Annotated in this window: 10 protein-coding genes; all 10 read left to right on the top strand. The window is 63.3% G+C overall.

Going from position 1 to position 12,232, the window contains the following annotated elements; all coding sequences use genetic code 11:
* The first annotated feature begins 84 nt into the window (after positions 1-84).
* On the top strand, positions 85-255 hold the full coding sequence (locus tag LAN70_10860) for a hypothetical protein (GenBank protein ID MBZ5511654.1): 171 nt from the start codon (positions 85-87) through the stop codon (positions 253-255).
* Positions 255-710: a cell division protein FtsL gene (locus LAN70_10855; GenBank protein MBZ5511653.1), complete on the top strand. Its 456-nt coding sequence runs from the start codon at positions 255-257 to the stop codon at positions 708-710. The genes LAN70_10860 and LAN70_10855 overlap by 1 nt, the downstream gene beginning before the upstream one ends.
* Positions 711-880: 170 nt before the next feature.
* Positions 881-2,992, top strand: a complete 2,112-nt coding sequence (locus LAN70_10850; GenBank protein MBZ5511652.1) for a transpeptidase family protein — start codon at positions 881-883, stop codon at positions 2,990-2,992.
* Positions 2,993-3,063: 71 nt separating this feature from the next.
* A complete protein-coding gene (locus LAN70_10845; GenBank protein MBZ5511651.1) occupies positions 3,064-4,575 on the top strand; it encodes a UDP-N-acetylmuramoyl-L-alanyl-D-glutamate--2,6-diaminopimelate ligase in 1,512 nt (503 codons plus the stop codon).
* A complete protein-coding gene (murF, locus tag LAN70_10840) occupies positions 4,572-5,963 on the top strand; it encodes a UDP-N-acetylmuramoyl-tripeptide--D-alanyl-D-alanine ligase (protein ID MBZ5511650.1) in 1,392 nt (463 codons plus the stop codon). Before LAN70_10845 ends, murF begins: the two co-directional genes overlap by 4 nt.
* A gap of 115 nt (positions 5,964-6,078) precedes the next feature.
* Positions 6,079-7,212: a phospho-N-acetylmuramoyl-pentapeptide-transferase gene (gene mraY / locus LAN70_10835; GenBank protein ID MBZ5511649.1), complete on the top strand. Its 1,134-nt coding sequence runs from the start codon at positions 6,079-6,081 to the stop codon at positions 7,210-7,212.
* A 244-nt stretch (positions 7,213-7,456) separates the two neighbouring features.
* Complete coding sequence (gene murD, locus LAN70_10830; protein ID MBZ5511648.1) at positions 7,457-8,842, top strand: UDP-N-acetylmuramoyl-L-alanine--D-glutamate ligase; 1,386 nt, start codon at positions 7,457-7,459, stop codon at positions 8,840-8,842.
* A 154-nt stretch (positions 8,843-8,996) separates the two neighbouring features.
* Positions 8,997-10,088 (top strand): putative lipid II flippase FtsW, encoded by a 1,092-nt coding sequence (ftsW, locus tag LAN70_10825; protein MBZ5511647.1) that lies wholly within the window; start codon positions 8,997-8,999, stop codon positions 10,086-10,088.
* A 207-nt stretch (positions 10,089-10,295) separates the two neighbouring features.
* Complete coding sequence (gene murG, locus LAN70_10820) at positions 10,296-11,366, top strand: undecaprenyldiphospho-muramoylpentapeptide beta-N-acetylglucosaminyltransferase (protein ID MBZ5511646.1); 1,071 nt, start codon at positions 10,296-10,298, stop codon at positions 11,364-11,366.
* A 242-nt stretch (positions 11,367-11,608) separates the two neighbouring features.
* Positions 11,609-12,232 (top strand): IS5 family transposase (locus LAN70_10815; GenBank protein ID MBZ5511645.1); only part of this gene is annotated, 624 nt, incomplete at its 3' end.

The following is a 12,232-nucleotide window of genomic DNA, read 5'->3' as shown; positions in this document are numbered from 1 at the left end:
ATGAGTAGTTCCACAAAACAAAATCCTTCCTTTCGATGCCGTCCCGGGAAGGATTCTAGAAGTCGGCGGACCCGGAGGTGCAGGATGTATACGGGCACAGTGATCAACGATCTGTTGGAAATGGTGGCGCGGGCGGAAGGCCACGCGGAGGATCGGCGCACGGCAGTCGAACTGGAGCACGAAGACCGGCTCCTGGCGTCGCACTTCGGCTATCGCCTGGCGGATGCGCAACCGATGATGAACGGGGTGGCGTAATGGCAGCCGGGGCCACCACGCGTCCGCAGGTGTGGGCCAGCCGCCGCGGTTGGAACGGCACGCCCGAGGTTTACTTCACCAAGGCCATCGACAACTCACGCCTGGTGCGCGTCGCCGATACCAAGCGCAGCCGCGAAATGACGCAGTTCGCCTGCGCGCTGGCGCTCCTGTTCCTGCTGGTCATGATCTATGCCTGGCAGCATTTCAGCGCCATCGAGTATGGCTACCGCATCGAGGCGATGAAATCGCAGCGCGAGAGCATGGTGGAAACCAACCGCGCCCTGCGCCTGGAGGAGGCCTCCTTAAAAGACCCGCAGCGCATTGACATGCTGGCGCGAGAGATGGGCCTGCAGACCCCGAAGGCCGGACAAGTGGTCCGCGTCGAGCCCAGCGCCAAGGACCCCGGAGTGCCGGTGATGGCGCGCGCCGACGTGGCGGTGATTTCGACGCCGTAACAAGGTTTCACGTTTCAAGTTTCACGTTGTGCGTTCCACCGTTTGGCGAACCTGCCTCGATAACGTGAAACGTGAAACGTGAAACTTTTTGCTTTGAGCCCTCGATCATTAGTCAGGTGAAGACCGTGGCGGGAAATAGCCTGCTGAAGGACCCGAAGTGGCGGCTGTACCTGCTCGGCGGCGTCCTGTTTCTGTGGTGTGGATTCATCGGCCTCCGCCTGGTTCAACTGCAAATCCTCCGTTACGGCGACTGGCTGCAACGCGCGCAACGCCAGCAGCAGCGCACTATCCCGGTGGCGCCCCGCCGCGGCATCATTTACGACCGCAACGGCCACGAGCTGGCCATGTCCATTTCGGTGGACTCGGTGTTTGCCGTGCCGAGTGAAATTCCCGACCCGGAGAACACTGCCAACCTGCTGGCGCGCGTTCTGAACAGCGACCCGCGGGAGATGGTGGCGCGGCTCAAGGCGTCGCACTCCTTCGCCTGGATCGCGCGCAAGGTGGACGCCGATGCCGGCCAGCGCATCCGCGCCCTGAACCTGCGCGGCGTCTACTTTCAGAAGGAGCCGAAGCGTTTCTATCCCAAGCGCGAACTGGCCGCGCAGACCATCGGCTACGTCGGGCTGGACGACGAGGGCCTGGGCGGCATTGAGCACGCCTTCGACGCGCGCCTGCACGGCACGCCCGGCAAGATGCTGATCACCATGGACGCGCGCCGCAAATGGTTCGGCCGCGTCGAGCGCCAGCCCGACCCCGGCGACAACGTGGTCCTCACCATTGACGAAAAAATCCAGTACATCGTCGAGAAGGAACTCGAGCAGGCCATGCACGACACCCGCGCCGAAGCGGGCACGGTGGTGGTGCAGAACCCGCGCACCGGCGAGATCCTGGCGCTCGCCAACCGCCCCACCTTCAATCCCAACATCTACAAGGACGCGCCGCTCCCCGCGCTGAAAAACCGGGCGGTCAGCGACATCTACGAGCCCGGCTCGGTGTTCAAGATCGTCACGTATTCTTCCGCCGTGGAAGAGAAAGTGGTGCAGCCCGAGGACCCCATTGATTGCCAGGGCGGCGTGATCAACGTCGGCGGCATTCGCATCCACGACCTGCACAAGATGGGCGTGGTGCCGATCAAGGACGCGCTGGCGCACTCCAGCGACGTGGCCGCGGTCAAGGTCGGCATGCGCGTGGGCGATCAGCGTTTGTACAACTACATCCGGGGCTTCGGCTTCGGACAGCAGACCGGCATCGAACTGCCCGGCGAAACCAAGGGCATGGCCAAGCCGGTGAACCGCTGGTCGAAGGTTTCCATCGGCGCCATGTCGATCGGCCAGGAAATCGGCGTGACCGCGCTGCAACTGGCGTCCATGGTATCGACGGTCGCCAACGACGGCGTCTATACGCCGCCGCGCATCGTCGCCGGCGTGCTGCCGCCGCGCAAGACTCCTCAAACCGTCACCTTCCAGCGCCCGCCGCAGCACCGCGTCATTTCCACCTTGGCCGCGGCGCAGATGAAGAAGATGCTGGAAGGCGTGGTCCTGTTTGGCACCGGGCGGCGGGCCATCCTCGACGGCTACACCTCCGCCGGCAAGACCGGAACCGGGCAGAAGGTTGACCCCAGCACCGGCACGTATTCGCGGACCAAGTACGTGGCGACATTTGCTGGTTTCGCGCCGGTGAACAATCCCGCGCTGACCATCATGGTTAGCCTGGATTCGCCGGTCGGCCTCCACCAGGGCGGGCAGGTTTCAGCGCCGGTGTTCACGCGCATCGCGCAGCAGGTGTTGTCTTACATGAACGTGCCGCACGATGCCGAAATCAAGAATGCCAAGCGCCTGCAAATGCGCGCGGCGGTGAAGGACGAAGAGTTAAATGAAGGCTCGCCCGATCGCCTGGGCGGCGGTCTTGAAGTGGCGGAGAATGCCGCACCCGAGCCGCAGCAGCCGAAGTCTGCGCCGGTGATCGCGGCTACGCCCGCGGCGAAAGTTACGCCGGCGGCGCTAACCTCGAAGACTGCGGCGCCGCCACCGGTGCCGGTCGTTCCGGGGCCGCAGCCCGCGACCGAAGAGCGTCCCGGCGGCGGGACCGTTGTCCTCGATGTAGGCGGCGCCGTCAACGTCCCATCGTTTGCCGGAAAAACTCTGCGCTCCGCCATCGAGGCGGCGCAGGACGCGGGGCTGGAGATCGAAGCCATGGGCAGCGGCATCGCCCGCGAACAATCTCCGGCGGCAGGGACGCGCGTGCCCAGCGGAACCAGAATCTCGGTTCGCTTCAGCCGCTAACTAAAGCTGATACTGAAACTGAAACCGAAACTGAAACTGAAACTCTCCCGTCCTGTGGTTAAATCATGCCAATGAAGTTCCAACAACTGCTCGACGGCGCGGAGTTCCTCTTCCAGCGCGGCAATCCCGAGATCGCCGGGCTCGACTATGATTCCCGTCGCGTGCAGCCCGGCTGGTGCTTTGTCGCCATGAAAGGCGAAACCACCGACGGCAATCGCTACATCGAGGCTGCGCTTGCCGCCGGCGCGGTCGCGGTGGTCAGCGACGATGCAAAAGTCGAGCCCAAGGGCGACGTCGCCTGGGCGCAGGTCCCGCACGGACGCCGCGCGCTCGCCCGCCTGAGCGCAAATTTCTACAAGCGGCCCGCCGAAAAGCTGGCCGGCAGCGGCATCACCGGCACCAACGGCAAGACCACAACCTCATTCTTGCTGGAATCAATTCTGCAGGCGGCAGGGCGGAAGACCGCGCTCATCGGCACCGTCGAATACCACGTGGCGGGCAATGTTCTGCCTGCGCCGCACACCACGCCCGAGCCGCTCGAACTCAATCAAATGCTGGCCGAGGCGCTGCGCAACGGCGCAACAGAAGCGGTGATGGAGGTCTCCTCCCACGCCCTGGCGCAGCAGCGCGTCTTCGGGATTCCCTACGATGTCGCGATTTTTACCAATCTCACGCGCGACCATCTCGACTACCACCGCGATTTCGACTCCTACTTCGCCGCCAAGCGCGCGCTGTTCGAGGGCGTCGGCACCGATCCGCCGCGCATCGCCATCATCAATATTGAAGACGAGTACGGAAAGAAGCTGGCGAAGTTCAGCAAGTCGCGCTCGCAGGTGCTGACGTACGGCGTCACTCAAGGCGACTTCTACGCCGACAAAGTCGACGTCGGCATGAACGGCACGCGCTTTGACCTGGTGACACCCACAGGCACGGTTCCGCTCTGGTCGCCGCTCATCGGTCGCGTCAACGTCTGCAACGTCCTTGCCGCATCGGCCGCCGCCTTCGCGCGCAACTGCCCGCCGGAAGCCATTTCCCGGGGTGTTGAGCGGCTGACCTGCGTGCCCGGGCGCTTCCAGCGCGTGGACGCCGGCCAGCCCTTCACCGTCGTGGTGGATTACGCCCACACCGACGACGCGCTGCGCAATCTCACCGCGCTTGCCCGCGAATTCGTTGCCCGCGGCGGCGGCAAGGTGATCACCGTCTTCGGCTGCGGCGGCGATCGCGATCGCGCCAAGCGCCCGCTGATGGGAGAAGCCGCCGGGCGCGGCAGCGACTACGTCATCCTCACCTCCGACAATCCGCGCAGCGAGGAGCCGATGGCGATCATCAACGACGCTCTGCCCGGATTGGAGCGCACCAAGACGCCGTTCACCGTCGAGTCCGATCGCGCCAAGGCGATTGCGCTCGCGGTCAAGACAGCCGGGCCGGGTGATATCGTCCTCATCGCCGGCAAGGGGCACGAAAAAATGCAGATCACCCGCGAAGGCGCGCATCCGTTCGACGATGTCGAAGTCGCGCGCGCGGCGCTGCAGGCTGCCGGCTACCACCAGAAAGAATCCGCGCCGGTTGGAGGAACGCGATGAGATTGCCGCTGGCACGCATTGCCGAGATCATCGGCGGGATGGCAGACGCGATTCATCGCGACGCCGTCGCCACCGGCTACTCCATTGACTCGCGCACGCTGCAGCCCGGCGACTTGTTTTTTGCCATTCGCGGCGAAAATTTCGATGGCCACGATTACGTGAACGCGGCCCTGGAACGGGGCGCGGTCGCGGCCGTGGTGCGCGTCAGCCAGGCGGCGCGCTTCGGCGACCAGCGCCGCATCATCGCCGTTCCCGACACTCTCGCGGCCCTGCAAACCCTAGGCCGCGCTGTGCGCCGGATGTGGAACAAGCAAGTAATCGCCATCACCGGCTCGGCGGGCAAGACCACCACCAAGGAATCGGCGGGGCGCCTGCTGTCGGCGAAATACCGTGTGCTCAAGTCCGAGGGCAATCTCAACAATCACTACGGACTGCCGCTGCAATTGCTGCGGCTGGAGCCGGAACATCAGCTCGCGGTAGTTGAACTCGGCATGAACCACGCCGGCGAAATCCGCGCGCTGGCCGCGCTTTGCGAGCCCAATGCCGGCGTCGTGACCTGCGTCGCCCCGGTACATCTTGGCTTCTTCAATTCCGTCGCCGACATCGCCCGCGCGAAGTACGAGCTGATCCAGTCGCTCCCCGCCACCGGCACCGCGGTGCTGAACGCGGATGACGAATACGTCTCGCAGTTTGGCCGCGATTTTTCCGGACGCGTCATCACCTTCGGCATCCATCATCCCGCCGATGTCCGCGCGGAAGCGATCCGCGAAATGGGGCCGGACGGCTCCGAGTTCGATGTGGTTGCCGGCGCGGCGCGCGCGCACGCCCGGTTACCGCTCATCGGCCGCCACAACATCTACAACGCGCTCGGCGCGATTGCCGTGGCGCTGTTCGGCGGGCTCACCCTGGAGGAAGCAACCTCGGGAGTCGCGCTGTTCACTCCGGCGGACAAACGCGGCCAGGTCCTGACCGTGGGCGGCGCCACCGTCATCAACGACTGCTACAACTCCAACCCGCGCGCGCTCGATTATGTGGTGGACGCGCTGGCCGGCATGGCTGTCCCTGACGGCGGCCGCCGGGTCGTGGTGGCCGGCGAAATGCTCGAACTCGGCCCCACTACCGACGACCTCCACCGCCGCTCTGGCGCCCACATGGCCGACAAGAAGATTGACATCGTGCTCGGCGTCCGCGGCGCCGCCCGTAAGATCGCGGACGCCGCGGCCGAAGCCGGCGTCCGCGCCGAATTTGTCGATTCGCCTGAACTGGCGGGCGAGTGGCTGGCGCGCGAGGTCCGCCCCGGTGACATCGTCCTGCTCAAGGCTTCCCGGGGCGTGAAACTGGAGGGTGCGCTGGAAACCTGGACGGCGAAGGGCGTCGCTGGCACTTAGTTTGTGGTGCGCGGTGTCCGCCTAGCTACTAGCCGCTGACCCCTAGCCCCTACAAACATTTCACTCCACTGCTGTATTCTTAGCCCAGCATCCCCACACTGGAAGGGAGAGCTGTTTGCTCTACTGGCTTCTTTATCAGGTGCTGTTCCGCTATTTTTCTCCCTTCCGCATTTTCCGGTACCTGACTTTTCGCACCGCGTTTGCCAGCCTGACGGCGCTCTTCATGGGCCTGATCGTCGGTCCCGCCATCGTTCGCAAGCTGCGCGAATTCCAGATCTCGCAGTACATTCGCGAAGAAGGCCCCAAGGCGCACCAGAAGAAAGCCGGCACGCCGACCATGGGCGGGCTGCTGATCGCTGTCGCCATCATCGTTCCCACGCTCCTGTGGGCCGACCTGACCAACAAGTACGTCTGGATCGCCGTCATGGCCACGGCGGCTTTCGGCGGGATTGGTTTTGCCGACGACTACATGAAGGTCGTGAACCAGCGCAATCTCGGCCTAACCGGAAAAACCAAGCTGATGCTGCAAGTCCTGGTCAGCGTCATCATTGCCGTCTCGCTCATCCTCTTGCAGGCGAAGGGGCAGTACTCGACGCACCTGATGGTGCCGTTTTTCAAGAACGTCCGCCCCGACCTGGTGATCTCCGCGTTGGTCGCCAAGCCGCATCTCTGGCCGATCGCATTCCTTCCGTTTATCGGCTTCGTGGTGCTGGTGATCGTCGGCTCCAGCAACGCCGTGAACCTCACCGACGGCCTCGACGGCCTCGCCATCGGCTGCACCGTGATTGCCGCCGGCGCGCTCACGGTTCTTACTTACGTCAGCGGCCACGCCACATTTTCCGACTACCTCGAACTGCAGCGCATGCCGCAGGTGGGCGAACTGACCATCTTCTGCGGCGCCATGGTCGGTTCCGCCATCGGCTTTCTCTGGTATAACGCCCATCCCGCCGAGGTCTTCATGGGCGACGTCGGCTCGCTCGCGCTCGGCGGCGCCATCGGCACGGTCGCGGTCATCATCAAGCAGGAACTGCTGCTGCCGTTCATCGGCGGCGTTTTCGTGATTGAAGCGGTGTCGGTGATTCTGCAGGTGGGCTCGTACAAGCTGCGCAAAAAGCGCATCTTCAAGATGGCGCCGCTGCACCATCATTTCGAGTTGCTGGGATGGTCGGAGTCGAAAATCATCGTCCGCTTCTGGATTGCCTCGCTCGTCTTCGCCCTGTTCGCCCTGACCACCTTGAAACTGCGCTAGCCGCGTGTGCGACAATCAGGGGTTCGAATCCAGGGTAGTGGACCCGCAAATCGTTTAGGCAGGGAGGAGCACGACCTTGAAAGTCGTGCTTGGGGGAGGTAAGAGCCCGATGGGCACGACGAATGTCGTGCAATTTTGACCGTGTTACGCAGGACTGGACACGATACATCCGTGCTGATCGGGGAGAAACGTTACCTCATCAGATTCCCCCCAGGACGCCCGGGTTGTAAGAAAAATTTGAGCCATGGCAGAACCTTTTGACGTAAAAGGCAAGCGCGTGCTGGTGGTCGGGCTGGGCAAGTCCGGCGTTGCTTCCGCCCAGTTTTTGCAGCAGCGCGGCGCCCGCGTCACCGCCTCCGACGCCAAGGCCGAGGACGACCTGCGTGCCGACATCCGCACCCTCCTCGATCTCGGTGTCGCCGTCGAAACCGGCGGCCACGGCGAGCGTACTTTTCGGCAGCAGGACCTCATCGTGGTCAGCCCGGGCGTGCCCACCGATGTTCCACAACTGGCGCAGGCGCGCGCCATGGGCATTCCCGTCATCGGCGAAATCGAACTGGCCTCGCGTTTTCTGAAGGGCCACATCGTCGCCATCACCGGCTCCAATGGCAAGACCACCACCACCGCGCTGGCCGGCGACGTCATCGCCTGGGGCGGCTACGAGTCGCAGGTCGGCGGCAACATCGGGACGGCCGCCATTTCGCTGGTCGCCGACGCCACCGACGACACCTACAACGTCCTCGAGGTCTCCAGTTTTCAGTTGGAGACCATCCAGACGTTTCATCCGGAAATCGCGGTCGTGCTCAACGTCACGCCCGACCACCTCGACCGCCACGGCAGCTTCGACCAGTACCTTGCCGCCAAGAAGCGCGTTTTCGAAAACCAGATTTCCTCGGATTACGCCATCCTCAACGCCGACGACAAACAAGCAGCGCGTATGGCCGACGGCCTCAAGGTCCAGGTCCGCTGGTTCAGCCGCAAGAAGGAGGTCGAGCGCGGCGCCTTCGTGCGCGACAGCCGTATCCTCCACCGCGACGACTCCGGCGAGCACGAGATCATGCCGGCCGCCGAGATTTCGCTCCAGGGCGCGCACAACCTGGAAAACGTACTGGCGGCGGTCTGTATCGGCATGATCGTTCCCTGCGAGCCGCACCGCATCCGCGCCGCCGTCAAGGATTTCAAGGCGGTCGAGCACCGCCTCGAGTTCGTCACCACCATCAATGGCGTGCAGTTCTACAACGATTCCAAGGCCACCAACGTGGACGCCACCATCAAGGCGCTGGAATCGTTTCCCCGCAATATCCACATCATTCTTGGCGGCAAGGACAAGGGCTCACCCTACACCGTGCTCAATCCGCTGCTGCAGGAGCGGGTCAAACGCGTCTACACCATCGGCGCCGCCGCTGCCAAGATCGAAAAAGAAATCGCCGGCGCCGCCGAAATCGTCCACGCCGAAACGCTTGATGTCGCTGTCCGCCGCGCCTTTGAGGCCGCCACTCCCGGCGACATCGTCCTGCTCGCCCCGGCCTGCGCCAGCTTTGACCAGTTCCAAAGCTACGAACACCGCGGCCGCGCTTTCAAGGACCTGGTCCACGCCCTGGCGGAGAAAAAGCAAGCGATCAGCTCTTAGCTATTAGCTTTTAGCTCTTAGCTTCTGCCGTTTGATATCCACACTGTCGCGTACCCGCCGAGTTACCCCAGACCCGTTACCGTGAGTGTTACAACTGATCTGATCCGAGCGATACACAAGCTAAAAGCTAAGAGCTAATAGCTAAAAGCTCCCCATGGCCAAACGCGTCAGCGTCGACAAAACTCTCTTCACCGTCACGCTGATCCTGGTTTTCATCGGCCTCGTCATGGTGTTCAGCGCCTCGGCGGTGATTGCCAAGGACAAGTTCGGCTCCCCCTATCACTTCGTGGTGCGCCAGTTCGGTTGGGCATTGGCCGGGCTCGCGGCAATGTTGGGCGCCATGCGCCTCGACTACCGCCGCTACAAGCATCCGGCGGTTGTCTTCTCGCTGATGGCCGTGACCACCTTGCTGCTGATCTCGGTTTTCTTCCTTGACCGGACGCACAACACGCATCGCTGGATCAAGCTCGGCCCGCTTTCCTTCCAGCCTTCCGAACTCGCCAAGCCCACGCTCATCCTCTTTCTCGCGTATTTCCTCGAAACGCGTACCAAGTCCATGGACGATTGGCGCGGCACCCTCATGCCGGCCATTGCGCCCGCGGTGGTGATGTCGGCGCTCATCCTGGTTCAGCCCGACCTTGGCACCGCGCTCGCCTGCGCCGCTATCAGCGCCGTCATCCTGTTCGTCGCCGGCATGAACCTGAAGTATTACGCCTACGCGCTCGCGCCCCTGCCGCTCTTCTTTTATGTCTTCATCGTGCGCGTTCCCTGGCGTTACCAGCGCATTCTGGCCTTTCTCGACCCGTACTCCGACCCGCAGGGACGCGGCTTCCACATCATTCAGTCGCTGATCGCCGTCGGCACCGGCGGCCTCACCGGCCTCGGCCTGATGGAAGGCAAGCAGAAGTTGTTCTACCTGCCCGAGCCCCACACCGACTTCATCTTTGCCGTCACCGCCGAGGAGCTTGGTTTGCTGGGTGCGACCGTGGTGGTCGCGCTGTTCGCCATTTTTCTCTATCGCGCCATCCGTGCCGCGGTTATCACCGACGACGTCTTTGCGCGCTACCTCGCCACCGGCATCGGCGCCATGGTCGGGGTGCAGGCGCTGTTCAACATCAGCGTGGTCCTCGGCCTGGCCCCCACCAAAGGCATCCCGCTGCCCTTCATCTCCTACGGCGGATCGTCGCTGTTCATCACCCTCGCCAGCGTCGGCGTGCTGCTCAACATCACCCAACACACGGACTGAACCGCAACCTCTGCCAGTGCCCACACTGTAGGGGATGTCATCCCGAGTGCAGCGAGGGATCTAGGTTTCCGCTTGCATCACTACTGTTCTCCTGAGCAAGACTGACTTTCACAAATCGGCAATCGACAATCGGCAATCGGAAATGACTTTCGGCTTCGGTACCTCTGTGCCCTCTGTGGCGAGATGCCGATGATGTAATCTGACTCCATGCGCGCACTCCTGGCAGGCGGCGGAACCGGCGGACACGTCATTCCCGCGCTGGCCATCGCCCGGGAACTGCATGACAAGTTCGGCGCGGAGATCATTTTCGTCGGCACCGCGCGCGGCATCGAAACCCGCCTCGTCCCCGCCGCCGGCTTTCCGCTGAAGCTGATTGACGTCGGCCAGCTCAAGAACGTCAGCGCCATTACGCGCCTGAAGACCTTGTTCGCCCTGCCGCGCGCCATTTTCGCCGCGTCGCAAATCCTGCGCGAGTTCCATCCCGACGTCGTCATCGGCGTCGGTGGGTACGCCTCCGGCCCGGCGATGCTAGCCGCCGCGCTCAGCAGCGTGCCGGCGGTGGCGTTCGAACCTAACTTCGTTCCCGGCTTCGCCAACCGCGTGGTCGCTCCCATGATCGCGGTAGCGGCGGTGCAGTTTCCCGAGACCCGCCACTGGTTTCGCCGCTCGGTTGTGACCGGCGTTCCGGTGCGCCACGCTTTTTTCGAGATTCCGCCGCGCCCGCCCGGCGCAGATCCGACGCTGTTATTGTTCGGCGGCAGCCAGGGCGCGCACGCCCTCAATCGCGCGCTCATCGAGGCGCTGCCCACGCTCATCGAGCGCGTGCCGGGCCTGCGCGTCATTCATCAGACCGGCGAGCGCGATTACAACGAGGCGCAGGCCGATTACCTGAGTGCCGGAATTCCCGCCGAGGTTTCTCCGTTCATTCACGACATGCCCGGCGCCTTCGCGCGCGCCGACCTGGTGATTTGCCGTTCCGGCGCCAGCACCGTCGCCGAGATCGCGGCGGCAGGGAAGCCGGCCATTTTCGTGCCCTTCCCGCGCGCCGCCGACGATCACCAGCGCCGTAACGCCGAGGCGCTCTCGACGAAAAACGCGGCCATACTCATCCCGGAATCGGAACTTACGCCGCAAAGGCTGGCCGACACGGCGGCGCAACTGCTCAACGATCCCGCGCACCTGCGAGCGATGGGTGCGGCAGCGCATCGGCTCGCCCATCCCGATGCCGCCGGCGAAATCGCCGGTTTGGCCGCGAAATTGGCGGGTGTGCCGGACTAGAATCGAACCAAGGTAAGCTCTTAGCTGTTAGCTCTTAGCTTTTAGCCAAACCGGGACAAGATAAGAGCTGTGTTCAGAACCATGGGTTCACACGGATGGATTTCTCTTATCCGTGTTCATCCGTGTAAATCCGTGGTTAAGTATTTGTTTGCGGCTTACGCTACCCTTCAGCAGCTAAGAGCTAAGGAGACTCTGATTAAGCTCTCCACTTTCCACAGGCATTGTAGTTAAAGTGCAGCCAGATGAACTCTCACCACCAACAGAGGACACTGGCGATGATGACGGGCTTTGAGCGGTACACGAAGAAGACGCGACGGGCGCAGTTTCTGGAGGAGATGGAGCAGGTGGTGCCGTGGGCGAAGCTGGGTGCGCTGCTCGAACCGCATTACCCCAAGGCGGGCGGTGGACGGCCGCCGGTGGGGGTGGAGCGGATGCTGCGGATTTATTTTCTGCAGCAGTGGTTCAACTTATCGGACCCGGCGGTGGAAGAAGCGCTGTACGACTCGATGGTGATGCGCGATTTCGTGGGCATTGACCTGGGGCGGGAGCCGGCGCCGGACGAGACCACGGTGTGCAAGTTCCGCCATCTTTTGGAAGCGCACGGGTTGGGCGGGGAGATGCTGGAGGCGGTGAACCTGCATTTGCAAAGTAAGGGGGTGCGGATCACGAAGGGCACGATCGTGGACGCGACCATCATTCATGCGCCCAGCTCGACGAAGAATCAGTTGCAGCAACGCGATCCGGAGATGAAGCAGACCAAGAAGGGCGGGCAGTGGTATTTCGGGATGAAGGCGCACGTGGGCGTAGACAGCAAGACGAAGATGATCCACAGCGTGGTGGCCACGGCCGCGAACCAGGCGGACGCG

The sequence above is a fragment of the Terriglobia bacterium genome, assembly GCA_020072845.1.
Lineage (GTDB): Bacteria > Acidobacteriota > Terriglobia > Terriglobales > Acidobacteriaceae > JAIQGF01.
The sequence above is the reverse complement of the archived record's forward strand: the minus strand, read 5'-3'. Positions and strand labels throughout refer to the sequence as shown.

What these genes read in the sequence shown, in the direction of transcription:
- LAN70_10860 (MBZ5511654.1), top strand. Translation starts at nt 85, where the DNA reads ATGTATACGGGCACAGTGATCAACGATCTGTTGGAAATGGTGGCGCGG.
- LAN70_10855 (MBZ5511653.1), top strand. Translation starts at nt 255, where the DNA reads ATGGCAGCCGGGGCCACCACGCGTCCGCAGGTGTGGGCCAGCCGCCGC.
- LAN70_10845 (MBZ5511651.1), top strand. Translation starts at nt 3,064, where the DNA reads ATGAAGTTCCAACAACTGCTCGACGGCGCGGAGTTCCTCTTCCAGCGC.
- murF (MBZ5511650.1), top strand. Translation starts at nt 4,572, where the DNA reads ATGAGATTGCCGCTGGCACGCATTGCCGAGATCATCGGCGGGATGGCA.
- murD (MBZ5511648.1), top strand. Translation starts at nt 7,457, where the DNA reads ATGGCAGAACCTTTTGACGTAAAAGGCAAGCGCGTGCTGGTGGTCGGG.
- ftsW (MBZ5511647.1), top strand. Translation starts at nt 8,997, where the DNA reads ATGGCCAAACGCGTCAGCGTCGACAAAACTCTCTTCACCGTCACGCTG.
- murG (MBZ5511646.1), top strand. Translation starts at nt 10,296, where the DNA reads ATGCGCGCACTCCTGGCAGGCGGCGGAACCGGCGGACACGTCATTCCC.